Raw genomic sequence first — 26,365 nt, 5'->3', positions numbered from 1 at the left:
CGAAAGGTTCCGGTGCTGGTTAGGAATCGGTTTTCGTTCTGGATGGTAGTTTCCGCAAGGAGCCGAAGCCGATCAAGGGTAGACCAACGACTCGCGTGCCATAGTCCACGTACGGTTGTCCTATGTAACGAATCAATCGCTGATCTTTGAAGTAGCTACCAAGATAGATATAGACGGTCCAGACCACAGTCAGGATTGCGTGGTCCAAGGTCATCTGGGGTGTAAACCAGATCAGCCCGAGAAAACTCATGTAAACGGGGTGCCGCATCCACTTGAACGCTCCGCGGGTAACAAATTGTCTCGGTGGTTGCTTCTCCCCACGGAACCAATACCACCAAGGAGTTAGTCCTGTCTGATAGCCTAATCCTGTTAACCAAAGACTGTAGAAGAGCGCCACCCACGACAAGTAAAAAAGCCCAAGAACGATATACTCGCTCGCTCCATGGAGATTCCAGATGTAGGCGTCACTCCGTCCCCAAAAACGAAACAGAACCAGCAAACTAATGCACGTCACCGAGCAGTGAACACATCCTATCCAAGCGGAAGGGACGTACGCCTTCATCCATTTTTGAACAGGAGGTGCCAACAAAAGGCTGTGCGGCAAAGCGAATCCGACCGCAAGCACCAAATCCGCAAACCACCAGGATGCGTATCCCTGTTCGGTTCCATATCGGAGAAAGAGAAATAGAAAAACAACCGTGTAAAGAAACAACAATTGAGTCCCAATTCCGAAAAGCGTCCCTGCCAAACGAATCATCCGACCTTCTCCGCGACAAAGTATCCATACTCCATGGCACCGCTTCGATAAGCCTGAAGAATGGCATCAAAATGGTTCAGAAACAACGTGTGGTTTCGTCCAAGCAGTTTGGCAATCACACGGACGCCCGACCGCTCGACACGGCGTTTGCAAATCTCCCAAGTTCGCTCGACGTTGCGAGTCCAAAGTCCTTGGTCAACGACTCGCATTCCAGCTTGTTCAAACCAGTGTTGGTAGTCCTCTTGGGTACCGAGCGACGGACAAAACATCCCCTCGCATACTTGAATGACTTGAGATACACGATCGGAATCCAAGGGTGGGGCCCCTGCTAACCATGCGCACAATGCGAACCTACCACCCGGCTTCAGCCAGTTTGCAGACCGTCTAAAGAAAGCGGGTTTATCAAACAGATGCTCCGTGCATTCAATGCTCCACACATAGTCGGCCGACTGCGGGTCGAAATGGATCGACTCGGCATCGCCACAACGGAAGGATGGTTTGTGTTGAAAGGAGCGACCGAGACATGCGAGGGTTGCCCAATGCTTTTGTACCGGGCTAAGCGTGACCCCTGTAACTTGGCAAGCTCGCTTTTGCGCCAACCAGATCGAAGAGCCTCCCATTCCACAGCCGATGTCGTAAATGACCGTACCATTCCTTATTCCGGCCAGCCCCGCGAGGCGCTCCGTCAATGCGACTTGCGCTGTGGCGGGTGGTTCGCTCCCCTCCCAGTATCCGTGATGGATGTGGGGGCCCCACAAGAGCCGATAGAACAGCGTGCTCACGTCATAGTGATTTCGGATCACTCGTTTTTCAATCGCTGGACACTCAATCATGATGGTGGAACGACCCAGAGATCGCCGTAGATTCGAAGCTCGTCTTTCACGCCAACCGCCCCCATCATCTTGCTGAACGGTTTGATTCCATAGTCGGACTGCAAAATGCGAAATGCACCTCGCACATGTAGCCAACCGTCCTTGAGCTCGGTATCGCATACCGCCTGGATCGGTCGTGTTGTCTTGTGCAAAGTAAAGTCACCCTCAAGTAAATACTCCGGCAGATTCCGCTTCGAGGTCTTACCTGTCGGCTTCCATTTGACGTTTTTTAACGTCGCCTCAGGATAGTGTTCAACCGAAAGTATTTCGAGGCCAAGCATGTTCTCATTAACTTTCTTTCTCGTTTCTTCATCGATCTCACTTTGTATTGACAGGTATTTCCTGGCAAGTGGTGTATCCGCATCAAAGCTTTTCATATTAAAGATCAAAGACGAATTTTTGACATCATCGATAACGAGATGTCCACCCGTTAATCGCCCTTCGACAGCGTGCTGGTGGCCAACCAAACCAGACTTGTCTACAAAGATGAAAACGCGGCTGAATTGGGTATTGATCTCTCCCGGGACCCAATTCTTTTCATTCCCATTCTGCGCGGTCGCATGCGAAACCAAGCAACCGAGCAGCAGAAGCACAGACATCGCGAGATTGCCTGCGAAGCCTGATCGCTTCGGATGTAATGAACGACCGTGCCATGCGATCTGCCCGCAAGTATTTGCGAATAAAAGATTTGCTCTCACCTAGAAATCCTTTCGTCGTTAGGATGAGACTGGTTGCAACGGAGCGCCTGATTGCAATAGAAGTTTGCAGATCACGTTAGCATGCAGTCGGCATCATTGACTAGTCGGAAAAGCAGAGACCGTGAATTTTTTTCGCCATCGTTCTTGGATAGTCGCGATCGTTGCAATGGCTGCAATACCTTTTGCACTCCATGCCACGGTTCAATTGCCTATTGGATCGGCCGGCGTGCATGAATGGCTTCCCTCCTCGCGGCCTGAGAAAAAGGAGTACGATCTTTTTCAACAGCAATTTGGCAGCGATCAGTCCTTGTTGATTTCGTGGGATGGTGCGACTGCGGAGGATCCTCGCATTCCCGCCTTGGTTTCCAAACTTCAAGCATCGGTGGTGGATGAAGGGTACGTGACTTCGATCGTCACGACTCCGGAGGTGTTGGCGACGCTCGAAGGGGAACCGTTACGGCTTCGACCCGAGCAGGCAAGACAGCGACTGCAAGGCACGTTGCTTGGTCCTGACGGTACCTGTGCATTGTTTCTCATCGCTTCGCCAGCAGGTGTTGATAACCATGCGGAATTGATTCGGCGAGTTCGACTAGCTGCCGACGAAACGGAGTTGCTTGGAAGCGATTCCCTGCGCATGGTCGGTTCACTTTACGAGTCGTATGCGATCGACGTTGCCTCGGCGAAGAGTCTATCCCAGTTGGTGATCCCTTCCTCGATCGCAGCGGTTGTCATGGCGTGTCTGCTGTTGAGAAGTTGGCGTTATGCGTTGATCGCCTTTCTTTTGGCGACAGCTGGGCAATTGGTATCGGTATCCCTGGTTTTCTACGGCGGATTTCAGTTCAGCGCCGTTCTCATTGTGTTGCCAACGCTGATATTCATGCTGACCCTGTCGGGGGCCATACACCTCATCAATTATCAACGAGAATCCAAGCAATCCACCAAACAGGGTGCGGGATGGGAAGCGGTCAAGCATGGATTCTGGCCTTGTATCCTCTCCTCGGGAACAACCATGCTCGGCATGGGGTCGCTTCTCGTGAGCGAGCTTTCTCCTGTTCGGGAGTTTGGGGCGTTGTCCGCGGTTTCCCTCGGTGTCGCAACCGCTATGTTGCTCGTGTACTTTCCTTATTTACTCGGAGTTGCCAGACCCTCCCGTTCGTTGCGTGAAAGACCACAAGGGAACTCGCCACCCTCGCTGTTCTTGCTCCTTGCGAATCACTACTTGCGATGGCAATCGCAGAATGCTGCATGGATTTCTACGATCGGGATGTTGCTGCTTTGTCTTTCGCTGGAGGGACTGACGCAGCTGAACGCATCGACAAAGTTTTGCGATCTATTCCCACCATCCGATCCCGTGTCCCGGGACATGGATTGGTTTGAAGATCATCTAGGTCCGATCGCTTCGGTAGAGGTGGTGCTTCGGTTTGATGCATACAGTTCTGCCAATTCGCTGGAGCAAGTTCGCTTGGTTTCGATGGTCCAACGAGAAATTGGCAAGCTATCGGAGGTTGGTCCGACCCTTTCCGCTGCAACCTTTCTCCCGCAAGTTGGAGAGGCACGTGGCGTGCGAGGTGCTGCCCAACGAGGTGTCTACAAACAGAGGATCGAAGGGGCTTTTCCCGAACTTCAGCAGCGTGGCTTTTTACATGATTCCCCCTCCGGCACCACATGGCGTTTGGCGGCGAAAGTCTCTGCCTTGACGCAAATTAGTTATCGAGAGGCGACCGATCGATTGGAGACGGCCGTCAACAAGTGTCTCGATCGAGAGCAATCCGATGCCGTCGTCTCGGTTACGGGATTGGCACCCGTCATGCATGAAACGCAAATAGCGCTGTTATCCGATTTGGGTTACAGCTTTCTTTCTGCGTTTGGTTTGATCACGCCGGTGATGATGTGGGTTGTTCGGAGTGTTAGGGGTGGTTTGCTGGTGATGGTCCCGAACGTGTTGCCTGTTACGATGGCGTTTGGAGCGATGGTTTGGTTGGGGTATCCGCTAGACATCGCTGGGATCTTGACCGCGAGCGTGGCTCTCGGGATTGCTGTGGACGACACTCTTCACTTCATCTGTTGGTATCGAAAGGAGAAGGAGCTTGGGTGCACCGCAGTCGATGCAGTCCAACGAACCTTCATCGCGTGTGCACCGGCGATGATTCAAACGACGTTGATTGCATGCTGCGCGATGCTTCCCTTCTTGTTCGCTGATTTTAATCCAACCAAGCAGTTTGCTTTCTTGATGATTTCGATCCTGTCCCTCGCTTTGGTCGGGGACCTTTGTTTGCTTCCAGCATTGTTGCAGACTCGGTTCGGCCGTTGGGTCGCTCCCAGTCGAGAGCCGAGTACTATTTCCCCGTTCGTGGAGGCATAGATGCAAACACGTCACCTCGTCCCGGAATTAATGGACGATCCAGAATTGGAATTCGCCGAACACCAGTTGGCATTGGCTGGCCTGAGACGTATCAATCGTTTGAGCGGAACAGCTAACCGGATCGCCGTCGAGATCGAAGCTTTGATCCAGCAGAGGAAGCTAGCGCATTGCCGTATCCTTGACTTGGGGTGCGGGAGTGGCGATATCGCTTGCGAAGTTGCGAGGCGGATAGCACATCACCATCCTGTTTCGGTTACCGGATGGGACTTTAGCGAAACGGCCGTCTCGCAAGCAACCGCGCGTCGCGATCAAGGTTCTACCGCAACCAAGCACTCGTGTGAGGTTCGTTTCGAATGTCGCAACGCGTTAGCCACAACTCCAGCGCTGGGTAAATCCCGTCCATTTGACATTATCTACTGTTCGTTGTTTTTGCATCACTTCACCGAAGGGCAAACGATGGAATTGTTAACGAGGATGGCATCGCTCGCGGAACATGCTGTCATCGTGGACGATTTGGTGCGCTCGCGAAGAGGCTGGCTCCTTGCCCAGGCTGGGTGCCGATTGCTCTCCCGATCTCCGATCGTTCATTTCGATGGCCCGCAATCGGTTCGAGCCGCATTCACGATCTCCGAAATCGGTAAGCTCGCAGCCGATGCCGGATTGCATCCCATCTCCGTTCGAGGATGTTGGCCGATGCGATTCCTTTTGAGATGGGAACGGACCGAATGATCGCAGAAACCTCCCGCGATTCCAAGGCGCGCGCCAACCAGGAGGCTGAGTGGGACTGCGTCGTAGTCGGAGCAGGCGTTGCTGGACTTAGCTTCGCCATCCGGGCCGCTCGAGCCGGCCGCCGGATTTTGATTCTGGAGTCGAAGGCGTTTCCGCGCGAGAAGGTCTGTGGAGGATGTTTGAATCGTCGCGCTCAGCAACACCTTGCAGAGTTGGGGATCCTAGAGCGGGTTCTGTCACTTGGAACCCCCATCGAGGAACTCGTCGTTCATTGCCATGGATACGTCTCGTCTTGGCGGGTGCCGACCATGATCAGCATTCGGCGTTCAACACTCGATCAAGCGCTGGCGGAGGCAGCCATCGCTGCGGGATGCGAGATTCGTTGGAACGCTCGCGGGACGGTCGTCGACATTGGCGAGTTGGGACCTGCGGTCGTGAACGTACAGAGAGAAGGGGACACGCGCGAGAGAGGATTGGTTTCTTCGAAGATGGTTGCCGTCGCAGCGGGCTTGACCCGTTCTCCGATTCAAAAGGATTCGAGATGGAATCAACAAGTCTCAGAACGTTCTCGGATTGGTGTTCACGCCTTGTGCCATCTATCCGAATTACAGTCTCAGCTTAAGTGCAACGAATGGTTACGATCCCTCGTCACCAAGCGGCAGCTTCATATGCTCGTAGGCAAGGCTGGATATCTTGGGATATGCCTCTCCGATGATGGATATGTCGATTTCGCTGCGGCAATCGATCCCGATAGGATTGGGAACCGGCGAGGCATCGGGGAAGTGGTCGATTCCATTCTTCAAGATTGTCAGCGCGAGGTCCTATTTGGGAAACTCGACACGAAGTGGACCGCAACTCCCCCACTTACTCGAACCTCTACGGTTGTGGGAGTCGGGCGAACTTTCTTAGTAGGTGACGCGCTCGGGTACATCGAGCCATTCACGGGCGAAGGAATGTCCTGGGCGTTTGAAAGCGCCAAGCGATTGGCCGAATGGTCCGATGCTTCTCAAGAGGACGGATGGGGTCGGCTAGCCAGCCGATGGAACGATTGGGCGCTGCGTGAACGTATGTCGAAGACGCGGGTGGCGAAGTGGGTAGCTTCGCAGGCGCGAAAGCCCAAACGATGCGTATGGATTTTGCGAGGACTGGATGCCTTCCCTCCGGTTCGTCGTTTTCTCGTCAGAAAGGCAATGCAATGACGGCGTTTCTGCAGTCGTTTCGAACTCAGCTACCTTCGGTCGGAATCGATCAGGAGAATGCCGCACGTCTTGCGAGCAGGCTCGAAATCAGTGAGCGATGGAATCATGCGTTACCTGCGCTATATCGAAAGTCGGGTGTCGATCATCGCTACTCGGTTTTGCTTCGAGAGGAGAAGGAATCGGATGAGATCCCTCAGGACTTTTATTTGTCTCGAACGGAAACACCTTACGGGCCAACGACCAGCCAGCGAATGGCAGCGTACGAGCGATACGCGCCTCAGTTATTAGAAGGGGCGTGTCGAAGTGCCATCGAGATAGCAGGAATTTCTCCGATAGACATCCGAAACTTGATCACCGTTTCGTGCACTGGTTTTTGTTCACCTGGCATCGATCACCAACTCATGGGTGCGATCGGCATGAGTCCGCTCGTTCAGCGAATGCACGTCGGATTTATGGGATGCCACGGCATGATCAATGGGTTGCGGGCCGCTGATGCTGTGGTACGAGCCGATTCGAACGCGATTGCGATTGTGGGAGCGGTGGAACTTTGTAGCCTTCATCAGCAATACACAGACGATCCGCAACAACTCGTCGCCAACGCATTGTTTGCGGACGGAGCCGCAGGAGTGGTGGTGGTCCATCGGGATCACGCCTTAGCGGATACGGGCAAGGGATGGGAGATTCTTTCGACCCATTCGATTTGGATTCCGGGCACCGATCGATTCATGTCCTGGAAGATCAGCGACCACGGCTTTGTCATGCAGTTGTCCCCCGAAGTGCCCAATGTGCTCCGAAACAGCTTGTGTGAACCGGTTTCCCGTTGGCTTTCTTCGCAGGGACTATCGATCGAGCAGATCGATCACTGGGCGATCCATCCAGGCGGCCCACGTATTTTGGATGCATGCGAGGCTGCCTTTCAATTGCCTGCGAGCAAGGTAGAGGACTCGCGGGCTGTTCTTCGGGAGTGCGGAAACATGTCATCCCCGACCGTTATTTTCATTCTCGAACGCATCACAGCTGGCTTGAATCCCGTTTCAACGACTCCGGTTCACTGTCTAGTCATCGCGTTTGGACCGGGGCTTCATGCCGAGCTCATGCTTCTCAGAAAGGGAGCTAGCTAAGGCAAACTTTTGTTCTTTCGGACATAAGGCTTCTGGATAGCAACCAGGGGTTCGCCATGAAAGTCCTCGCAGATTGAAAGCCTTCGCAATCCAATTTTGACATACTCGCTCGATTGTTCGATTCCGATCGATCGGCGTCCCAAGCGTTTCGCGACGGCGCTCGCCGTAAAGGTCCCTGAGAACAGATCGAGAACGCAATCTCCCGGATGACTGCTGGCGGTCACGATTCGTTCCAACAGTGACTCTGGCTTCTGAGTTGGGTGATTTTCGTATTCGCTCATGCGGTAACGAACACGGGAAAACTCCCAAACATTGCCAGGAACTTTGGAGCTGTTGTAGGGGACGGGTGGTGTTTTGCGATAATCGATCAAGCGTCGGACCGAGCCTGTTGGGGCATCGACGCGCACCGCATCCGCATTGAATGTGTATTGATTCGGATCCATAACACAGTGCAATATCGGCTCGTACATCGAGCCGAATTTCCGTTTCGCTTGTACACCGGAACTATCGTAACGCCAAACGATTCTCGCGAGCACCGTGGACCGCCTTCGGAGAAACAGATCGAGATAGGGCATCGCTTGGGTGCTGGCCATGACATAGAGCGATCCGGTCGGCTTCAATTTTTGAAGACCTAGTGCGAGCCATTGATAGCACCAGTCCGCGTAAGATTCGTCGGATTCCCATCGGTCCAAAAACGAATCGTATCGCTTGCCGATATTGTAGGGTGGATCCGCAAAGAGAAGATCTATTGAATGATCCGGGACACACTCCTCCAGTACCTGGAGGACATCGCCCCAATAGATGACATGTTCCTCGCCTCGGCTAAAACGCTCGATGGGCTTTTGCTCATCACGCAAAGTCAGTGCTCCTCCATCGCCTCAGCAGATGAAAACGTGACGGTTACGGAATTCAATCAGAATCGCCGGTAGAAGCCATAGGGTTGAATCGTTATCAAGGCAGCGTCCCCCTGGCGACAAGAGGTTATGATAGCCTCCCGCTCGGACAAAACAACGATTGATACGCCTCAATGCGGATGGAGAATGAGATGGCCACCGAATGGGAATGGGATGCTATCCAAGGAGATTTTCGCACTTGGTTCCACGAGGGTGCGAAACGCGCCGCCTCCGATCTTCACTTGATCGCCGACAATCCACCTATGCTTCGAACCTTTGGGAAGCTGGTGCCGATCGAAGAGGACACGCTGACGGAGGAACGGATTCTCGCAGCCCTCCGTCCCGTTGTCACCGATGAAACGTTAAAGCGAATGACCTCCATCAAGAATTGCGATCTGGCTATTGCCGTTCGCTACGGTGAAGAAACCATTCGACTTCGGATCAATCTCTTTTTGAGCTACGGGAAGATCGGTGCATGCATTCGTTTCATTCCCGATCAGATCCCCAGTTTCGCTTGGGCTTCCTTCCCCGAAGATGTCGCTCGCCGATTGATTGAGTTTCCCCATGGATTGGTTCTTTTTGCAGGGATCACCGGGGCAGGGAAGAGCACATCGCTGGCGATGATCATCCAGCGATTGAACCGGAAAGGAGGATGTCGAATCGTGACGATCGAAGACCCGATCGAGTATCGGTTCCCGGTCTGCCCGACTTCCTTGGTCACTCAGCGTGAGATCGGCACCGATGTAGAGACGTTCTCCGACGGATTGAAGTATGGGCTTCGCCAAGATCCCGACGTGATTCTGGTCGGGGAAATTCGAGATCAAGAAACGGCCAAGATGGCGTTGAGCGCCGCGGAAACAGGGCATTTGGTCTTCTCCACTTTGCACACGCGCGATGCGAAGGGGGCGATATCCCGTTACGCAGATTTCTTTCCACAGTCGGTGCAGAATGAAGTCCGTTCGCAATTGGCATCTTCCCTGCGTGCGGTGATTTGCCAACGGTTGATCGAAGGTATTACCCCGAATGAAAAACAAGAGCTTGCACTGGAGATACTCTTCAACAATGCGCCGATCGGAGCGGCGATCCGAAATGGCAGACTGGAAAGTATCGACAACTACATCCTTACAGGCCGAAATGAAGGGATGATCACCATGGATGAATCCCTGCGTAGGCTGGTAGCCGGCGGATTGGTGCGGAAAGAAATCGCCGACCAATGGATGGTCGATCGGGCTTGAGTTGGCAGGCTTGAGCTTGACGGTTCGGCCTGTCGGCATTCAAGGATTATGACTAGATCTTGGTCGCGGGACGCTTGGGGGGTGGCGGTTTGAGCATGCGAGCTTCTTCGTCGCGTGCGGGGGGAGGGGGATTGTTATTGGCTGGCCGATTGTTGTTGCGTGGAGGGGGGGTTAGATCGGTGAAACTTTCCTCCCATTCCCATCCGACGCGATGGTCCAGCTCGCGCGAGGCGAGGAGTGCCCAAGGGGTTCCGGGGTGCTGATCGACGACGCCTTGCAAAAGTTCGCGCGCCAATTTCGCTTCCTTTTCCAGTTTGCTATCGCCGCCGACGGAATCGCTTGGTTTGAGGTTCCAGGTGTTGCTTTCCTTCTTTTCGAAGGGCATCCCTCGTTTCGCTTTGGCCAGCATCGCGTTGTAGGATTCGGCGCGAACTTTGGCTGCCAGTGCAGTGCCGTAGGAGAGGTCAAAGCTCGCCAGCCATCTCGGCGAGGTTTCGCGCGCTCGGAATTTTTCACCTTCTGCCAGCATGGCGCACATTTGGAAGAGTTCCGGGGCGAGTCTTGCAGACTCCTGTTGGGCGAGGGTGAGGTCGCGGATGAAGGTCGCTTCTTCTCGTTTGATGAAGATTTGTTTGGGTTTGTCGAGCGTTCCGACACGCGAGAGCTTGGCCGCTTGAACCAGCGAGGCCCGCAGCGGGCTTTTCTTGATGCGACTCATATATTCGGAGTCGGACAAGTAATCGGGGCGATAGGCTTCCATGACGTCGGGAGAAAAGAAGTAGCTCATGCGCGACGCAAAGGCTTCCACTTCGTTCGCTTGCACTCGCTGTCCTACTTTCCTGTTTGGGTGGATGGAAAAGTAGATACCACCTGTTTCGTAGCACATCCGTGAGAGAGCATAGGGGCCGAACCCCGAGTCGATGACAGGTTCCTCGTAGTAGTTGTCTTGGTAGCCGAGTTGAACTCGTTCCGGAACCAGGGTCTCGGGTCCTTGATCCACCTGTCGCCAATCGGGAGTTTGATCGTATTTGGGGTCGGGGTCGACGAATTTGATGTACGTGAATTCGCGGCCGAAGGGGGCTGGAACACCTAGGACGTGGGATTGGATGCCGAATTTGCGGCACAGCGCGATCGCTTCGTCGGCGGCTGAGGCGTCATCGCCTCGTTCGTCGGTGATAGTAATCAGGACGACATTCCGTTCGGGGTCGTCGGGACCGCGAGAAACACGCATCGTTTTGTACTTGTCCGCGACGGTCTTGACCGCTTTAAAGACCATTTCGACCCCCGACTCGTCGACCTCGATCCCTTCGATTGCTTGTCGGATTTCGCTTAGGTCTGCGGTGGGATTCTTCGTAAGGAACTTGACGTCTTGTCCAAACGAAACGATTCCGGTGAGGAGTGGTTGGCTCAAATCGATTCCAGCGGATCTCTTTTTCTTTTCTTCTTGAACGATGCCGAGCTCCTCGTAGATGCGATCGAATCGGTTGCGAATTTCGTCGCGGCGTTTCGCCATAGAGACGGAGCTATCGAACAGCCAGACCACAAGAGTTGGACGTTGTTCGATGGCTTGGAGAAGTTCGTACGTGATTCGATCGACCGCCCCGTCGGTACCGGTAACACCGACACCGGTCATGCCTTTCACAGCATTGGGAGCTTCGGTGATGCCGATTGCTTTTTGGATATCGATCGAGACATTCAATTCCCCGTTTGGAATCGAGACATCGAGTGGCGTCGAGGGAAGCTCGGAGATGGTTGCCAGGGAGGCAGCGGTCGACAGGGCCATATCGGCCAGCCCCTCCGAGTTTGCTCCGATCTCTTCGGATGGTGCTTCGGAGTAGGCAAGGTCGCTGACGACATCGAGGAGCGGTGGCTCGTCTTCCGCGGGAGTCGACTGGATAAGGATTTGCAGGACTTCCGGCTGCGTGACGACGGTGAAGGAAGCCAATCCGACGATCACGGCGACATGGACCAGCATGCTCACCATAAAGGACTTTGTGTCCGCATCGATCCAGCTAGCGGTTTCCTCGTCGGCCAATTCCTCTTCGAGACCATCCGTGCCATTTTCCGCGGATGGACCGGGAAGCAGATCGCTCGGCGGGCTCGAATCGGTTTCATCCTTTGGTCGTCTTAGCATGGCTTTCGCGTTTCAGAACTGAGGGGACCTTGGGGGGGAAACCGATTGGGGAGGCGAACCCGCATGTCGTCGACGAACCAATCATTCTCCCGTCTCCGCCGTGTAGGTTCAACGATTTAAGGTCCTCATGTGTGGCAAAAATACTCAATTTTTCACGGGAGTCCCCAAAATCGGTCGTTTCAGAAGTTTTGGAGTTCGATCGCCCGGGGGAGTGACGATGGAAGCCCCCTAAAATCAAAGAGGAACATGCTGAAAGATACGATGTTTTAGGTAATCTGGAAAAGGAATTCAGCCAGGAATGGCGAGAGCGTATGGAAAGGGATTGAAGGTCGATAATGGTTTTACCGTGATTCATTCTTGCGGAATTTTCCTTCCGGACCAATGCCATGGAACTCACTTCGCTCGAGACGCCCAAGTTTTCCATCCGACAAGCCAAAGAGCTTGTGAAAGACCTCCACAGGCCGGTCCCCTGGCTGTTTTGGACCGACTTTCTAATAACCATCGTCGCCGGCCACGCTTGCTTTTCGCTGAATGTGAATTCGTGGAAGTGGCTCGATCTTTCTTCCCCGGTTTCCTGGGCAATCCAGGCGGGACTGTTTGTGGCCAACGTCTTGCTGTACCTCAGAGCGGCGATGTTTACGCACGAACTAGTTCACTTGCCCAAGGAAGGTTGGACCGCGTTTCGAGTCGTGTGGAATACGTTGTGCGGGATTCCGTTTATGATCCCATCTTTTACCTACTACCCCCACATCGACCATCACCGCAGGAAGTCTTATGGGACCGAGGAGGATGCGGAGTATCTGAATTTGAGCCATCAACCGCCGAGTGCGATCGTTTGGTACATGCTCGGGACGTTGGTTACTCCGTTTGTTGGATTGATCCGATGGGGGATCCTCACCCCGATGGCTTGGGTTTATCCTCAAATGCGTAAATGGACCTTCGCTCGTGCGTCGACCATGGTGATGGATATCACCTATGTACGCCCAGAGGCGGGTGAGAAGGTTTACAGAATCATGCGATTGCAGGAGGTCGCTTGCCTCCTTGTCGCGTGGTTCATTTTGTTGCATGGCCCCCTTATTGCGGGGACATGGCTGGACCCCTTTTGGTTCTATGCGTACGCCGTGAGCGTCTCGATGATTGTGATGAACAATGTCCGGACACTTGGTGCCCATCGTTGGACCGGCGAGGGAGCTGAGCTTTCGTTCGAGCAGCAGCTTTTGGATTCCTGCGATTATCCGTATAGTCCCTGGTTCACCGAACTGTGGGGCCCGACGGGAACGCGTTATCATGCCACCCATCACCTTTTCCCAAGCATTCCGTACCATAATCTTGGAAAAGCCCATCGACGCCTCATGGCGGGGCTTCCAGCGGACAGTCTCTTTCGAGAGACGGTCAAAAGAAGTTTGATCGCTGAGATTGTGAGTCTTTGGAAACGAAGTGCTGCATCGCAACAATCCAGTCCCAAGGTCTCGGGGGCTCGTACCGCGAGCTTATCCAAAGCTGCTTAGCGATTGCAAAACGACTGCAAAATATCCGGGCTCCGAGTAAACTTGGGGCATGGACCCCACCGAAACCGCCGATCCCAAGTCGAAAATCGCAGGCCAACGCAATCTGCTTTATCGCTGCGTATGCGGAACGGAGTTTCGGGTCGACTTGAACTTGGGTGGCAAGTGCCCCGATTGCCAAAGGCAAGTCCAGCCGGAAGCATTGAAGACGGCAATGAGTGCGACGGTCTCCATCACCAGCCTGGAGGAGCCATCGCATCTGAGTTGCTTTGATTTGAGCGAATCCGACGAGCTCCCCCAGGATCACTACGGGCACTTTCGGCTCGACCGAAAGCTCGGGGTTGGAGGGATGGGCTCCGTCTATCGAGCACTCGACACGTCCCTGCAGCGTTTTGTTGCTGTGAAGGTCATGCGGCAGCCGAACCAAACCGTGGACTCGCGGGTGGCTGCTATCCTGCGAGAGGCAATTGCCCAAGCTCGCTTGAACCACCCCAACGTCGTGACGATCTACTATGTGGGACGCGAGGGAGAAGAGCCCTTTCTCGCGATGGAGTTACTGCCCGGGCCTACGTTGGCGGAAAAGCTCAAGCAGGACGGCAAGATCCCTTATGCGGACGCGATCCGATACGGTATCCAAGTCGTTTCGGCATTGGACCACGCATCGCAATTCGGGATCGTGCACGGTGACATCAAGCCTGCGAATCTTTTGTTGACGTCGGACAACAACATCAAGCTCTCCGATTTCGGGCTTTCCAGCAACACAGCTTCTCAAAACCGCACCGAATCGGTTTCCGGAACGCCGGCCTACTTCGCCCCCGAGTTGTTGCAGAGTTCCAACACCATTCAATCCGATATGTACGCGCTCGGGGTGACTCTCTTTGAGCTTGTCTTTGGAAGGACCCCATTTGCTTTGCAAGGCGATACGGTGCGAGAGCGGTTGAGCACCCACATCACTGCGACCATCGATTTCCCGCAGGTGTGGCCGAATCAAATTCCTCGCGAGTTTGCCTCCGTCGTCCTGCGGCTTCTGGCGAAAAAGCCGGAGGATCGGTATCGCACCTATGACGAGTTGCTTGAGGATATGCAGGCGATCGAACCTGTGAGCACCACGACGGCGGGGATGGCATCGCGGGTAATGGCGTACTTGGCCGATCAACTTTTTTTGCTCGTTTGCTTGCTACCGTTTGCGATCGTCATCCTTTTGCTTCGAGATCGGACGTTCAAAGCGTTTCAGTGGATGGTTCCGATCATCGCCTTCATTTCGCTCATCGTTCCTGCGATTTATTTGACGTTCATTTATCGCGGCTGGCGATCGATCGGACGGTATTTGTTTCAGTTGCGCATTGTCGAAGAGAATGGACTCACACCGCGTCGAGAACAGATGGTGACGCGCGAAGTCCTCCGAAATGCGATTTCGTGGATTGGGCCTTTGGTGATTTATCTGACTCTCTATTATGAGGGGATTGGTCGATGGCCCGATTTGGCCTTGGTCCTATTCGTGGCGACCGATGCTGCCTTGGCGATTTTTCGAAAGGACCGTCAATCCCTTCATGATTACTTGTCGAGAACACGCGTGGTGCTTGCCACTGAGAAACAACACTCCAACCAACTCCCCAGGTCATGACAAAATCGGTCCGAGTGGACTTGCAAGAACGAAGCTACAACATTTGGATCGGAACCGACGAATGGGACGAGAATCTCCAACGATGTTTGGATTCGTTCGAATCATTGCAGCATGCGTTTCTGATCTGGGACGAGCATCTCGAACCATTGCGAGAATCCCTTTCCCATCGACTAAACAGTCGTGGTATCCGCGTGCAGGGCTACCGAGTCGCTAGCGGTGAAGCGAGCAAATCGGTCGCATCCCTGTCCGCCATTTGGGAGGCGATGTTGGCCGCTCGTATGGATCGTAAATCCGTGGTGATCGCAATCGGCGGTGGCGTCGTTGGCGATTTAGCGGGATTTGCTGCTGCGACCTACATGCGAGGCATTCGCTTTCTTCAAGTTCCAACGACGCTCTTGTCCATGGTCGATAGCAGCGTCGGCGGGAAAACCGGAATCAATCTTCCCCAATCCAAGAATGCGATCGGTGCTTTTTGGCAGCCCCATGCGGTTCTCATTGACACCGCCGTCTTGCAATCTCTCCCAGATCGAGAGTTTCGAAGCGGAATCGCCGAGATTGTCAAATACGGAGTTATCCTCGATCCGGAACTATTCGATTGGATCGAACAAAACGTTGCACCCATCCTAAGCCGGGAATCCAACGCGATGGAGAAATTGATCCAACGTTCATGCGAGTTGAAGGCGCAAGTCGTATCGAGCGACGAGCGTGAAACGACCGGCTTGCGCGCCGTCTTGAATTATGGCCATACCTTTGGCCATGCCATCGAGGCTACCACCACCTATGGCAAGTACTTGCATGGAGAAGCGATTTCCATCGGAATGACAATGGCCGGGTGGCTTGCTGCCGAGCAGAAGCTTTGGCCACGAGAGAGTTGGGAGCGGCAAACGCAGCTTTTACAGCGTCTCCAATTGCCAACCCGATGCGAGCCGGGAATCGACAGGGAAGCAATTTTATCAGCCATGCAAACGGACAAGAAGAATGAGCATGGTGTCCTGACCCTTATTCTCCCCGTGAGCATTGGGGAGGTTCGATCCGTAAGGCGAATGGAGGCCGACGAAGTGCGACGGGCGATTCAAGCCTTTGTATAGCCCCGTCGTGGACTATTTGCTTTCGGCCTGATAGTTCAACACCCCTTTGGATACGTACAAAGGTATGATTTGGCTTTCCGTTTTGCCGCTAGCGAGCAGTGGATCTTTCTGAACTAATTCTTGCACCGAAGATCCTTCCATATTCTTGATAATCGCGACGGCGAGCCGAGGGGAGCGGTCATCGAATTGAAATGCTGCGGAAGTTTTTCCTTCTCGCGAGGCCTGTTGCCAATATTCCCACTGTTGGATTCGGTCGGATTTTGAGAGTTCGCCTGCGGTCTCTTTCTTTGTGAAGAGCGCAAGTCGATGTTCTTCCATGCCGACAGGATCGAGGATCATTTCGAATTTACCAAGCTCGCGAGAGATTTCGTTGATTTCGAGTTTCATAAATCCTTGGTCGACGTAGGGGTCATCGCGGAACAGTTCGGGGACTCGCTCTCGATCTTGGGCCCGAACGCCGACGATGCCTCGCAGTGTTTTATTAGGGTCCGCAACGGGCCCCGCTGCAAAGAGTCGTTCCTTTTTGGCTTGAGCGACAAAGTTGTCGATGTGGAGTTTTTGCATTTTCTGCACTTCCTCCTTGTCGACTCCTGCGGTTGTGCGTCCTGTGGTTAGGAAGATAAAGAAGCTTCGTAGTTGGCTAGATTCATCGCCTTGCGCGCGAGCGTTTGTCGTCATGCAGGCGAAGAGAATCAGCATGGGAACGGTGGCGGATCGGATCGATGCAAACATAAAGGTAAGGATGTAGAAGGAAGAAATAGGGAGTCAGCAGTTGGGGGAAGCAGGAGCGAAACGTTGCGGAGAACGAAGTCTGTTTGCCGCTTCTGGGGACTAGAACTACACTACTAGAAATCCGTTCCGTACCCGTCTGGTTCAATCTACTATGACTCATCAAAAAATACTGGTTTGTGCGTCGATCTTGTTTCCTTTTGTGGGGATTTCCTGTGCCCCGGGTACAGCTCCCAGCGAAAAGCCGGCTGCTTCACCAACGGCTGCCGTCGAGGATCTCCTTCCCAACGGCGAGCCAAAGGAGGTGACTGTCCAGCATTGTTTGATCGCCTTTCAAGGCTCATTGGGGGATCAGCCCGTTCGTCGAACCAAAGAAGAAGCCGAAGCCTTGGCCAAGGACCTCATGAAAATGCTCGAAGCGGGAGACAAGTTCGATGAGATCGTGCGCCAGTTTACGGACGATTCCGCACCTGGGATCTACTCGATGGCAAACCATGGGGTTCCAGCCGATCCAACCCGTTCGGTTTCCCCTCGCGGTGGGATGGTTGCAGCGTTTGGGGATGTCGGTTTCAAGCTTCAAGTCGGTGAATATGGACTAGCCGAGTACGATCCAGAGAAATCCAAATTTGGTTGGCACATCATCAAGCGCATCAAGTAAGCGGCACACCTTTGGTTTCGCGGACCATGGCGAAAACCCACAGCAAATGCAGAAACATCATGAAGCAGAAAAACCCGAAGATGACTTCGGGCGCGAATTGGGTTACTGCGATCGGGAAAACGAGCGTTAACAGGGCCGCAAAGATCCAGTGTGTGAAGCTCCCGAGAGCTTGGCCGTTGGCTCGATGTTGGTCTGGGAAGATTTCGGAAATGAGAACCCAAATCACGGCCCCTTGCCCCATGGCATGGGCGGCGATAAACGCAAAGATGCACCCGGGAACAAGCCAATAGGTCTTCGTTGAGAACGCCCAAGCGCAGAGGCCTAGCGATGCGATGTAGCCAAACGAGCCTAGGACCAGAAGCGTTTTTCGCCCCAATCGATCGATAAGCCAAAGGCCGACGAAGGTGAAAACCAGATTGGTTACGCCAATACCAACCGACTGCAGCAATGCGGCTTGCTCGGCAAGCCCCGTCAACTCAAAGATACGAGGGGCAAAGTAGAGGATCGCGTTGACGCCGGACATTTGATTAAAAAAGGCGACGAGGAATGCGATCGCAATCGGTAGAGCGAGGGATCGAGACCAAAAGTGAGAGTGGGGCAAACGATTCGATGGGTCGGATGGTTCTTTGCCAGCGGTGAGGGTAGCGAGATCTTGGTCGAGTTGTTCCGGGCTGGCTTCTGGGCTTAGAGCTCGAAGCACTTCGCGGGCCCCCTGATGGTCGTCTCGGAAAGCGAGTAGCCAGCGAGGGCTCTCGGGAAGCCCAAAGCACATGACGGTGTACACAAGAGCCGGGAGCGCCTCGACGCCCAGCATCCATCGCCACGCGTGTTCGCTTCCGGTTTGGGCGATCATGGCATTGGAGACAAGTGCGATGAGAATTCCGAGGACAATATTGAATTGAAAGAGCCCAGCCAATCGTCCGCGTCGATGCGGAGGGGAAAGTTCCGCGATGTAAAGCGGGCTAGCCACGGTAGAGATGCCAACACCGACGCCACCGATAAAGCGAGCGATGGAAAAAGTCCAGAGCCCTGTAGCTAGTCCGGACCAAACAGCCGAGACCAGGTACAAGACACCTATCCACAACAGCGTTTTGCGCCGGCCATAACGATCGGTGGGGAATTGTCCGATCATCGATCCCAGCACGGTTCCCCATAGTGCAGAACTGATCGCGACGCCGTGCTCGAAATCCGATAATTGCCAAAGCGATTGGATGGTTTTTTCTGCACCGGAGATAACGACGGTATCGAATCCGAACAGGAATCCTGCGAGAGCCGATGTCAGTGACCAGAAGAAAAGTTTATTCGATGCGTTCACCGAGATGCCTTCGACGACAGGGGAGAGGAGTGCGAGGAAATCCGGAACTTCATGATCAAGTCCGAATAGCAAGGTGCGATCGGATGTTGCGATCGGTAGCCGTGATCAGTATAGCCCAATCAAACGGTCGAATCGGCGACCCACGGGGAAAGCAGGCTGAGCAGTCCGAGCCCATAAAACGTGTACTCGATGTCTTGGGAGTCATCTAATTCAAAGCCCGCGAAGCCCCCTGCTTCTCGCTCCATGCTCGCCCCGTATCGATTCGCACGGAGGGTGTCCGCGTCGTCGAGCCTTTGAAGATCCCAGAGAGTGACACAGGCGGTGAAGGTACTTAGCAGATCGGGGAGGGGCATCCGTGTGTTGGCTTGAAAGCCACCTTCCTCCGTTTGCACATCGAGCAGGAAATCGGCAGCGGTCGTTGCGACATCGGGTTCGAGAGCGTTTAAGGTTCGGAGGGCCCCGATGGCGGCCGCGGTCGGATTGGTTCCCGATCGCTTGGCAACACGGACCTCGAGAAAGCCACCATCGTCCCGGCGCTGTTTCAACAAAAAAGAGACGGCGGGATCGTCGGCTGGAAGCGGATGCCCGAGCAGTTCCAAACAAATCGTGACCAAGAACGTTTGGTATGTGCTCCCCACGTTGGCTTGTTCGATGCGAGCGAATCCACCATCGTCGCGGCGGAGGCGATGAAGCAGATCGCTCAATCGCCCTTTCCAATCAATCGACAGGGAAGCGAGCGGATGAACTTCTGTGGACGCTTCGATGAGCGAGGCCCCATAGATCAACGAGAGGAGGTCGATGATCGATTCTTGGTGCTCGGTGCGCGAAAGAAGAAAACGGCTGGCGTTGTCGGCAACGGTCCCTTGGAGTTCACCCAGGATGGCCAAGGAGCGAAGTGCGAACGAGGTGTAATAGAGATCGCTACCTCCTTCTCGCCCTCCCCATCCACCATCTTCGCGTTGCAACCGCAGAATATATGCAGCGTGCCGATCGCGAAGGGGATCTGGGAGAAGGGCCGCGCCAGCGGTCAGCTGAATGGTAAGACGCTCCAGGTATCCGAATTCCAAGCTGTCGTGCATGGCATTATCAGGATGGGTTGGAGTCCTGGATTAGAAACGAATTAAGAATAAAGGTGTTGGATACAAAGTTGCGACCAAGTCTCGAAGCGATCGATTTCGGTTCGAATCTGATCGATCTTCTGGAAGCCAGCGAATTGGAGGTCCTCTTCAGCGCTGGAAACTTTACAGGAGAAAAGTTGCATGATGTGGACAACACCGAGATGAACGCGACCGACTTCGGTGGTGTCGTCATAAATCAGGCCGACCACGCGTTGTTGCCCGCCGCATTCGATCTTTACTTCTTCTTCAAGCTCTCGCTGCATCCCCGTGTTGTACCAATCGTCACCCGATGTATCTTCGATGGAGATGTGCCCTCCAATCCCAATCGATTTTTTGGCATGGAGACGTTTTTCTCCTTGCCCTTTTCCGCGGGTGTACTGGAAGAGCTGTGTTTGATTCGCGTCGCTGCATTCCAAGATGATGTAAGGGATCAGCTGTTTGAACGACGGGTCTTCCTCGACGATGCTACGGGGAAGAAACGACTGATTGCTTCGGTCCAAGATCGCTGGCAGATAGCGATCGACGTTGTGCTGGAACCCCGAAAAAGAGCCTAGTTCGTCCAGGAGCCGTGCGGGCACTACGAGTACTTCTTCGTCTTTGGCCATCGCGATTAGGGGGGAGATAAGGGGATTCGAGCTCGAGACGAGTGACGAGTGTGGGGTGTGAGGTGTGGAGTGTGGGGTGTGGGGTGTGGGGGGAACCGACGGGGGCCATCTACAAGCCGGGCTCCCATCTCCCTTGGGTTTGCGATACGATACACGGTTTGAATCGCGCTGACTATTAGGATTTCGATACAAAATGCAACGAGGAGGGACATCGGTGCCAAGCTCACGAAAGAGTGCGATCCGACCGCACGGGAAAATTCGTCGACTCTTGAGGAAGGCGATCTTGTCGATGGGGCTTGTATCGCTCGGCCTGCCTGCTAGCGACCTATGGGGGGAGACTGTTCCGGCCAGCAAGATGTTTCCCGACACGACGCAGGCATTCATCACCCTCCCAGACACGCCGACTTTCTTAGAGCTATGGAATAAGACCCAGCTCGGAAAGCTCGCGATCGACGACAAGCTGGTCTCCTTCTGGGAAACACAGCGAAAAGAACTTCAGTCTCGGTTCAGCGATGCAGGCTGGCAGATGAGCCTTCAAGTCGACGACTTGGAGCATCTTTCGGCAGGACAAACCACCTTGGGGTGGATTGCTCGCACAGGCGAAAAGCCTTACTCGATCGGGCTGGTCATCGATATCGGCGACAAAACGGTCGAAGCCGAAAAGTTTCTTAAACGAGTGGACCAGCAGCTCAAAGATCGCAAAGCGCAAGTCAAAACGTGGGAGGACAACGGCGTCAAGATCACGCAGTACTTTGTCCCATCTCCATCGGACGAGAATCGCATTCTCGAGTCCAACTATGCCGTGCATGGCGGTCAATTGATCGCGACCGATGACGTTGCGACGATGACCGAGTTATTGGCGGCGCAGAGCGGCACACGAACGGGAGCGCTCGCCGACTCCCCGCTCTATCAAGACGCGTTGTCCAAAGTGAAAGGTGACGGCCCCGCCGAAGTCGAGTACTTCGTTCGTCCCATCGGGATCGCCAAACTCCTTCGATCCATCAGCGGCAAACCGCCCAAGAACCAACAGGACTTGATCAAGCTACTTGAAGAGCAAGGGTTCGACGCCATTCGCTGCGCCATCGGACACATTCATTTCAATGAAAGCGATTTCGACGTCTTTCATCACGGATTTGTGAAGTTGGAGAAACCGATCAAGCCCTCGGTGGAGATCTTGGATTTTCCGAACGTCGAGAAATTGGAACCCCCGGTCTGGCTCAATAAAGAGAGCGCATTGGTCCTTGGCTTCTCCTGGAATTTGAAAGATGCCTTTCCCAAGTTCCAGTACATCGTCGATGCCTATATCGGCGATAAAACCTTCGAAGCGATGATGGAGGGGATTCGAGACGACCCACAAGGTCCACAGATTGACATTACCAAGGAGGTGCTTCCTTACCTCTCGACCGAGTTGTTCCTCTCCACCGAAATCGTGAAACCGGTCACACCGGAGAGCAAACGGTCGTTGGTATTGCTCCGCTTGAACGATCCCGACAAGAAACTCAATCGCGTCGTCGATCGTTACGGAAGCAACGAAACGATCAGCACTCCAGAGGATTATGAAGGCTACCGTCTCTGGAGCTTTAAAAACGAAGAAGAAGTCGAAGTCGAACTCGATTTCGGAAGTCCTAAAACCGCTGGCAACGCGGAGGAGGAAGAGGAATCAGACGAGCCACTGCTGGAGCAATATGCGATCAGCATCGTAGAAGGCTACTTTGTCTTCGGCTCCGACACGGAATTGATCAAAGAATTGATCGATCGCGTCAAGGCAGCTCCTGCCGAATCCGAGTTCAACAAGCAACCAGACGTTCAACGCGCTCGGAGCACCATGGAAGCCATCTCGGGCGGTAGTCCGGTCAGTGCATTGCAAATCGACCGAACCGACAAATCGTTTGAAATGCAGTACGAACTTTTCCGAGAAGGAAAACTGAACGCATCCCGAAGTATTCTCGCAGCGGTGCTCGATCGATTGCTCGATCCGAAGCACAAGAATCGCGAGCAGGAACAAAAGCTCAAGGGAGATAGCCTGCCACCGTTCGACGCCATCCGCGGCTATTTCATGCCCGCAGGAAGCGTGATTCGAACCGAAGAAGATGGGTGGTCGATCCAGAGCTACGTCCTTCGAAAAGAAGAAAAGTAGTCGCGACGGGATCGACATTCGACTCTTCGCACGCATTCACCTTGCGAATCCTTACTTCACCCGGAGCTATCGCACGTATGCGTACCTTGCTCGTTTTCTTGCTCTTTCTCCTTGCGGGAGGGAGCAGTCCGTTGTCGTCGTCGCTCCTCGGGCAATCGGGGGAATCCAAAGGGCAATCGAATGCACCGAAACAAACCGGTGCACCGAAACAAACCGGCGCACCTCCTCGATTGGAGCTTCCCGGAAAAACGTGGGCCATCGACGATCACCGCGCTTTTGTTTTCCTGCCGGAAGACTCGAAGCGTTCCCAACCGCAGCCCTGGATTTTCTATGCCCCCACCCTGCCTGCTTATCCCGACGAAGCAGAGCGTTGGATGCACGAACAGTTCTTGAAGGCCGGGGTTGCGGTCGCGGGCGTGGATGTCGGTGAAGCGTACGGGAGTCCTTCGAGTCACCAAGTATTTCTCAAGCTTTATGAAGAGTTGACGCAGAAGCATGGCTTTGCACCGAAAGCCTGTTGCTTTGGTCGAAGCCGAGGTGGGTTGTGGGTCAGCAGTTGGGCGATTGCTCATCCAGAAATGGTGAGTGGCATCATCGGGATCTATCCCGTGTTCGATTTCAGGACCTATCCGAAGTTGGACAAAGCGGCTCCTGCATACGGAATGACTACCGAAGAACTAGCTTCGCAGAACGAAAAGCTGAATCCTATCTCTCGAGTCCAAGTTTTGGCTCAGTCGAAAATTCCGATCGTCATCATTCATGGCGACCAGGACAAGGTGGTGCCACTGGAAGAGAACTCAGCCGAACTCCAGCGACGCTACGAAAAGGCAGGAGCTGCGGATTTGGTGGAACTTATCGTTGCACCGGGGCAAGGCCACAGTTTTTGGGAGGGTTTTTTTCGCGAACAACGCCTAGTTGATTTCGCGATTGAAAACGCCAAGAGAGCAGCAGCCCGTTGATGCAGTAGTTGGTTGATACAGCAGGCCGCTGATGCAGCTGCTAGCTGATGCGGGTGGCCGGGGATGCGGTTGCCGTGGATTATCTGGTGTTAGGGGTAAGGAAAACCCCATCAAAGCGTGCGGTCCCTTGGGCGCCAAACAAACCGATCGAGACGATCGCTTCGCGGGTTGCTGCAGGGACTCGGAACTCGTCTTCATGGCGTTTCCATGGAAGTGTTCCTTTGAGTCCACCGACGTAGTTGTATCCGATCAAGTTGCGTTTCTCGTCGAAGTATTGGATCGCGACGGAGGGAGAACGCGTACGGTCTGGACCGATTCGAACGTCGTCGACTTTCATCCAAGCCCCCAAGCGGATGCGTTTGACGACACGTCCGTCCAAAGCGAGGCCCTGCAGCAGCATGCTCGGTTGGCTCGGGTCGTCGCTGGAAAACTCAGCGATTCGCATTCCTTCTGGTGCCGAGGGATCATCCACCACGGTGCAACCGAATTGGTAGTACCAACCTGGAACGTGAAATTCCTTGATGAGATCTTCCTCAAAGCTGTTGTTAAGGAGTTTGGGGTTGGCTGGGTCCGGGGCAATTTCACGGCTCGCTTCCGCTTGCCCGGTCATGGGCACAAACAGAGTCGGTTGCAGCGATTCCTTTTCGAGGACTCCATTGACCTTCTTCATCCGGCAGAGCATTTGCTGGTATCGCTCTCCGACGGGGATGATCATCACCCCACCTTCTTTGAGTTGATCCTGCAGCGGTTGGGGGACTTTCTCAGGAGAGCATGTCACGATGATTTTGTCGAAGGGGGCATGTTCGGGCCAACCTTTGAAGCCATCGCCGACCAAGCAGTGGACATTGGTGTATTGCAGATCGGCAAGCAATTGTTTGGTACGGTAGCCCAATTCCTCAACGATCTCGATGGTGTATACGTCTTGGACCAACGGGCTCAAGATAGCCGCTTGGTAGCCACTGCCTGTTCCGATTTCGAGAACTTTGTCGGTCGGCTTTGGCTCCAACGCTTGGGTCATCAGCGCGACGATGAAGGGGCTGCTGATGGTCTGGCTCTCGCCGATCGGAATCGCAATGTCTTGGTACGACTTGGCGATATGCTGTTTGGGAACGAATTGATGGCGCAGCGTGGTCTTCACCGAGTTCAGGACTCGTTGGTCGGTGATACCGCCTGGGACGAGAACGTTGTCGATCAAACGTTCCCGGAGGATGCGGAATTGTTCTTCGGGGTCATTGGGGAAGAAACGGCCGGGGGGTTGCGCGGAGGTGATGATCGGCATGGAGATAAAAAGAGCGAAAGCGAGGGGCAGGAGGGGGAGTCGCATGGTTCCGGCAATCTCCGGTAGGGAAACAAAAAATGCACCGAGGGAATCGGTGCATTATCCACGATGCGAATGGTGAGGACAACGAAAAAGCGTTAGTCCATGCTGACCCGTTCGACGTAATCGCCGGTACGAGTGTCGATTTTGATGACGTTGCCTTCTTTGATGAAGCCCGGGACGTTGAACTCGCCCCCGGTTTCTACCTTGGCAGGTTTGGTGACGTTGGTGGCGGTATCCCCTTTGACACCTGGCTCGGTCTCGATGACTTTCAAGTTAACGTGGGAAGGGGGGGAGATGGTGATGGGGTTTCCATTGAAGAGAACCATGGCGACCGGCATTCCCTCCTTGAGGTATTTCCAGTTATCGTCGACTTGATCGGCCGTCAGTTCGAATTGATCGTACGAAACGATGTCCATGAAGACGAAGGTGCCGGTTTGGTTGTACAGGAATTGGGTTTCGACTTCTTCGACGTCGGCGATTTCCAATTCGTCACCACCCTTGAGAGTTCTGTCGAGGACGGTGTTACGGATCAAGTTCTTCAGTTTGCACTTGTAGAGGGCATTTCCTTTGCCGGGTTTGACGAAGTTGACTTCGGAAAGGAGGTATGGTTCGCCATCGATTTGGACTTTGAGGCCCTTTTTCAGGTCACTGGTCTTGTAAGATGCCACGGAAAACTCGCTAATGAGGAACGGGAGTAGGTCGTCGAAACGTCGGCGAAGCCCGGCGGGAAACCTCTCCCGAGACCTTGCCTGAAAACCGAAAGTTTAGGCGATCCCGTCAGGATCGGCTACGCCATCTTGCCTCCGCGTCGGCGTTTGCTACGCCATTCGAGTCCTGAATATTTCCAGGGCCTTTCCACAAACCCAACCCAGAACACCACCCAAAACACCATGGTGAAAGTCGTTTCGCTCGATCAGTCGAAGGCAGGTTCCATCGACATGCCGGAGCGATTTCGCAAGGAAATCGTTTACTTCATGACCCCCTCCGATACTCCCGGAGCGCCGGCGTGCGGTCGGGGCGAGTATTGGATTCAGCCGGCCGATGCTCAGCGGTGGCTCGATGACGGGATCTTCACCCTGGTTTCGCCGCTGGATGCCGAATCGGTCGCGGAAATCGAGTTGACCGAGGACCAAGAGCGTTGGTTGGAGTGGATGGTCGCACATGAGGTGACCCACGTTCGGCTCGATTAGCTCGATTTTGCCTAAGCCCTGTGTCGCGTGGGAAACATCTCTTCGTTTGGTCTCCCGAGTTGACTTCACGAGGCGAGAAAAAAGACCATAATAGCCCCACTTCTGTTCCCTGCATC

The 26,365-nt window shown here is 54.1% G+C and carries 23 protein-coding genes; 12 read left to right on the top strand and 11 right to left on the bottom strand.

The features are described from left to right. Positions 1-19 precede the first annotated feature (19 nt). The 3 genes from SH467x_RS14445 to SH467x_RS14435 are packed head-to-tail and all read right to left on the bottom strand — an operon-like array spanning position 20 to position 2,228. Positions 20-757: a methyltransferase family protein gene (locus SH467x_RS14445; protein WP_482367814.1), complete on the bottom strand. Its 738-nt coding sequence runs from the start codon at positions 755-757 to the stop codon at positions 20-22. Next, entirely contained in the window at positions 754-1,590 is an 837-nt protein-coding gene (locus SH467x_RS14440; RefSeq protein ID WP_482367813.1) for a class I SAM-dependent methyltransferase, read from the bottom strand. Before SH467x_RS14440 ends, SH467x_RS14445 begins: the two co-directional genes overlap by 4 nt. Next, positions 1,587-2,228 (bottom strand): YceI family protein, encoded by a 642-nt coding sequence (locus tag SH467x_RS14435; RefSeq protein WP_482367812.1) that lies wholly within the window; start codon positions 2,226-2,228, stop codon positions 1,587-1,589. Before SH467x_RS14435 ends, SH467x_RS14440 begins: the two co-directional genes overlap by 4 nt. Before the next feature lie 265 nt (positions 2,229-2,493). On the opposite strand from SH467x_RS14435, the gene SH467x_RS14430 reads away from it, so the two are divergent. Genes SH467x_RS14430 through SH467x_RS14415 form a run of 4 tightly spaced genes read left to right on the top strand, consistent with a single transcriptional unit; the run spans position 2,494 to position 7,738 of the window. After that, positions 2,494-4,689, top strand: coding sequence for an efflux RND transporter permease subunit (locus SH467x_RS14430; protein ID WP_482367811.1), 2,196 nt, complete (start codon positions 2,494-2,496; stop codon positions 4,687-4,689). Then, entirely contained in the window at positions 4,690-5,418 is a 729-nt protein-coding gene (locus SH467x_RS14425; protein ID WP_482367810.1) for a methyltransferase domain-containing protein, read from the top strand. After that, complete coding sequence (locus tag SH467x_RS14420; protein WP_482367809.1) at positions 5,415-6,617, top strand: FAD-dependent monooxygenase; 1,203 nt, start codon at positions 5,415-5,417, stop codon at positions 6,615-6,617. The genes SH467x_RS14425 and SH467x_RS14420 overlap by 4 nt, the downstream gene beginning before the upstream one ends. After that, on the top strand, positions 6,614-7,738 hold the full coding sequence (locus tag SH467x_RS14415) for a type III polyketide synthase (protein WP_482367808.1): 1,125 nt from the start codon (positions 6,614-6,616) through the stop codon (positions 7,736-7,738). The genes SH467x_RS14420 and SH467x_RS14415 overlap by 4 nt, the downstream gene beginning before the upstream one ends. Here the strand turns inward: SH467x_RS14415 and yhdJ are convergent. Beyond that, entirely contained in the window at positions 7,735-8,595 is an 861-nt protein-coding gene (gene yhdJ, locus SH467x_RS14410) for an adenine-specific DNA-methyltransferase (RefSeq protein ID WP_482367807.1), read from the bottom strand. The genes SH467x_RS14415 and yhdJ overlap by 4 nt on opposite strands. Before the next feature lie 188 nt (positions 8,596-8,783). Here yhdJ and SH467x_RS14405 point away from each other — a divergent pair, with 188 nt between their 5' ends. Then, positions 8,784-9,866 carry a type IV pilus twitching motility protein PilT gene (locus tag SH467x_RS14405; protein ID WP_482367806.1) on the top strand — a complete coding sequence of 361 codons (1,083 nt, stop codon included), beginning with the start codon at positions 8,784-8,786 and terminating at the stop codon, positions 9,864-9,866. Positions 9,867-9,918: 52 nt separating this feature from the next. Here SH467x_RS14405 and SH467x_RS14400 read toward each other — a convergent pair whose 3' ends face one another. Continuing rightward, positions 9,919-12,000, bottom strand: coding sequence for a vWA domain-containing protein (locus tag SH467x_RS14400; protein WP_482367805.1), 2,082 nt, complete (start codon positions 11,998-12,000; stop codon positions 9,919-9,921). Positions 12,001-12,386: 386 nt separating this feature from the next. On the opposite strand from SH467x_RS14400, the gene SH467x_RS14395 reads away from it, so the two are divergent. Genes SH467x_RS14395 through aroB form a run of 3 tightly spaced genes read left to right on the top strand, consistent with a single transcriptional unit; the run spans position 12,387 to position 16,217 of the window. Then, the gene (locus tag SH467x_RS14395) at positions 12,387-13,508 is read left to right on the top strand and encodes a fatty acid desaturase family protein (protein WP_482367804.1); all 1,122 of its coding nucleotides are present in this window, start codon (positions 12,387-12,389) and stop codon (positions 13,506-13,508) included. A 49-nt stretch (positions 13,509-13,557) separates the two neighbouring features. Then, a complete protein-coding gene (locus SH467x_RS14390) occupies positions 13,558-15,129 on the top strand; it encodes a protein kinase domain-containing protein (RefSeq protein ID WP_482367803.1) in 1,572 nt (523 codons plus the stop codon). Then, positions 15,126-16,217, top strand: coding sequence for a 3-dehydroquinate synthase (gene aroB / locus SH467x_RS14385; RefSeq protein WP_482367802.1), 1,092 nt, complete (start codon positions 15,126-15,128; stop codon positions 16,215-16,217). The genes SH467x_RS14390 and aroB overlap by 4 nt, the downstream gene beginning before the upstream one ends. Positions 16,218-16,229: 12 nt before the next feature. On the opposite strand, the gene SH467x_RS14380 is transcribed toward aroB, so the two are convergent. Further along, positions 16,230-16,895 carry a YciI family protein gene (locus tag SH467x_RS14380; RefSeq protein ID WP_482371377.1) on the bottom strand — a complete coding sequence of 222 codons (666 nt, stop codon included), beginning with the start codon at positions 16,893-16,895 and terminating at the stop codon, positions 16,230-16,232. A gap of 205 nt (positions 16,896-17,100) precedes the next feature. Here SH467x_RS14380 and SH467x_RS14375 point away from each other — a divergent pair, with 205 nt between their 5' ends. Then, a complete protein-coding gene (locus SH467x_RS14375) occupies positions 17,101-17,604 on the top strand; it encodes a peptidylprolyl isomerase (protein WP_482367801.1) in 504 nt (167 codons plus the stop codon). Here the strand turns inward: SH467x_RS14375 and SH467x_RS14370 are convergent. From SH467x_RS14370 to SH467x_RS14360, 3 genes are all read right to left on the bottom strand, one after another. Continuing rightward, positions 17,597-18,919: a sugar porter family MFS transporter gene (locus SH467x_RS14370; protein ID WP_482371376.1), complete on the bottom strand. Its 1,323-nt coding sequence runs from the start codon at positions 18,917-18,919 to the stop codon at positions 17,597-17,599. The genes SH467x_RS14375 and SH467x_RS14370 overlap by 8 nt on opposite strands. 119 nt (positions 18,920-19,038) lie before the next feature. Further along, positions 19,039-19,998: a prenyltransferase/squalene oxidase repeat-containing protein gene (locus SH467x_RS14365; RefSeq protein ID WP_482367800.1), complete on the bottom strand. Its 960-nt coding sequence runs from the start codon at positions 19,996-19,998 to the stop codon at positions 19,039-19,041. Positions 19,999-20,039: 41 nt separating this feature from the next. Next, complete coding sequence (locus SH467x_RS14360; RefSeq protein WP_482367799.1) at positions 20,040-20,642, bottom strand: phosphoesterase; 603 nt, start codon at positions 20,640-20,642, stop codon at positions 20,040-20,042. Positions 20,643-20,856: 214 nt separating this feature from the next. Between SH467x_RS14360 and SH467x_RS14355 the strand changes: the two genes are divergently transcribed. Further along, positions 20,857-22,779 carry a hypothetical protein gene (locus tag SH467x_RS14355; RefSeq protein WP_482367798.1) on the top strand — a complete coding sequence of 641 codons (1,923 nt, stop codon included), beginning with the start codon at positions 20,857-20,859 and terminating at the stop codon, positions 22,777-22,779. Positions 22,780-22,856: 77 nt separating this feature from the next. After that, a complete protein-coding gene (locus SH467x_RS14350) occupies positions 22,857-23,738 on the top strand; it encodes an alpha/beta hydrolase family protein (protein WP_482367797.1) in 882 nt (293 codons plus the stop codon). Positions 23,739-23,817: 79 nt separating this feature from the next. Here SH467x_RS14350 and SH467x_RS14345 read toward each other — a convergent pair whose 3' ends face one another. Continuing rightward, on the bottom strand, positions 23,818-25,062 hold the full coding sequence (locus tag SH467x_RS14345) for a protein-L-isoaspartate(D-aspartate) O-methyltransferase (protein WP_482367796.1): 1,245 nt from the start codon (positions 25,060-25,062) through the stop codon (positions 23,818-23,820). A gap of 92 nt (positions 25,063-25,154) precedes the next feature. Beyond that, entirely contained in the window at positions 25,155-25,727 is a 573-nt protein-coding gene (efp, locus tag SH467x_RS14340; protein WP_482367795.1) for an elongation factor P, read from the bottom strand. 222 nt (positions 25,728-25,949) lie between these two features. On the opposite strand from efp, the gene SH467x_RS14335 reads away from it, so the two are divergent. Beyond that, positions 25,950-26,249 (top strand): hypothetical protein, encoded by a 300-nt coding sequence (locus SH467x_RS14335; RefSeq protein ID WP_482367794.1) that lies wholly within the window; start codon positions 25,950-25,952, stop codon positions 26,247-26,249. Positions 26,250-26,365 lie beyond the last annotated feature (116 nt).

Source organism: Brakhagea slesvicensis, from assembly GCF_052161625.1.
In the GTDB taxonomy this organism is placed as follows: domain Bacteria; phylum Planctomycetota; class Planctomycetia; order Pirellulales; family Pirellulaceae; genus JBKCUI01.
The sequence above is the reverse complement of the archived record's forward strand: the minus strand, read 5'-3'. Positions and strand labels throughout refer to the sequence as shown.

Coding starts and splice junctions, on each gene's coding strand:
- SH467x_RS14430 (WP_482367811.1), top strand. CDS start 2,494: ATGGCTGCAATACCTTTTGCACTCCATGCCACGGTTCAATTGCCTATT.
- SH467x_RS14345 (WP_482367796.1), bottom strand. CDS start 25,062: ATGCGACTCCCCCTCCTGCCCCTCGCTTTCGCTCTTTTTATCTCCATG.
- SH467x_RS14415 (WP_482367808.1), top strand. CDS start 6,614: ATGACGGCGTTTCTGCAGTCGTTTCGAACTCAGCTACCTTCGGTCGGA.
- SH467x_RS14365 (WP_482367800.1), bottom strand. CDS start 19,998: ATGCACGACAGCTTGGAATTCGGATACCTGGAGCGTCTTACCATTCAG.
- SH467x_RS14380 (WP_482371377.1), bottom strand. CDS start 16,895: ATGACGACAAACGCTCGCGCGCAAGGCGATGAATCTAGCCAACTACGA.
- SH467x_RS14445 (WP_482367814.1), bottom strand. CDS start 757: ATGATTCGTTTGGCAGGGACGCTTTTCGGAATTGGGACTCAATTGTTG.
- SH467x_RS14375 (WP_482367801.1), top strand. CDS start 17,101: ATGACTCATCAAAAAATACTGGTTTGTGCGTCGATCTTGTTTCCTTTT.
- SH467x_RS14395 (WP_482367804.1), top strand. CDS start 12,387: ATGGAACTCACTTCGCTCGAGACGCCCAAGTTTTCCATCCGACAAGCC.
- SH467x_RS14405 (WP_482367806.1), top strand. CDS start 8,784: ATGGCCACCGAATGGGAATGGGATGCTATCCAAGGAGATTTTCGCACT.
- SH467x_RS14390 (WP_482367803.1), top strand. CDS start 13,558: ATGGACCCCACCGAAACCGCCGATCCCAAGTCGAAAATCGCAGGCCAA.
- SH467x_RS14400 (WP_482367805.1), bottom strand. CDS start 12,000: ATGCTAAGACGACCAAAGGATGAAACCGATTCGAGCCCGCCGAGCGAT.
- SH467x_RS14435 (WP_482367812.1), bottom strand. CDS start 2,228: ATGTCTGTGCTTCTGCTGCTCGGTTGCTTGGTTTCGCATGCGACCGCG.
- SH467x_RS14425 (WP_482367810.1), top strand. CDS start 4,690: ATGCAAACACGTCACCTCGTCCCGGAATTAATGGACGATCCAGAATTG.
- SH467x_RS14350 (WP_482367797.1), top strand. CDS start 22,857: ATGCGTACCTTGCTCGTTTTCTTGCTCTTTCTCCTTGCGGGAGGGAGC.
- SH467x_RS14360 (WP_482367799.1), bottom strand. CDS start 20,642: ATGGCCAAAGACGAAGAAGTACTCGTAGTGCCCGCACGGCTCCTGGAC.
- aroB (WP_482367802.1), top strand. CDS start 15,126: ATGACAAAATCGGTCCGAGTGGACTTGCAAGAACGAAGCTACAACATT.
- SH467x_RS14420 (WP_482367809.1), top strand. CDS start 5,415: ATGATCGCAGAAACCTCCCGCGATTCCAAGGCGCGCGCCAACCAGGAG.
- SH467x_RS14440 (WP_482367813.1), bottom strand. CDS start 1,590: ATGATTGAGTGTCCAGCGATTGAAAAACGAGTGATCCGAAATCACTAT.
- SH467x_RS14335 (WP_482367794.1), top strand. CDS start 25,950: ATGGTGAAAGTCGTTTCGCTCGATCAGTCGAAGGCAGGTTCCATCGAC.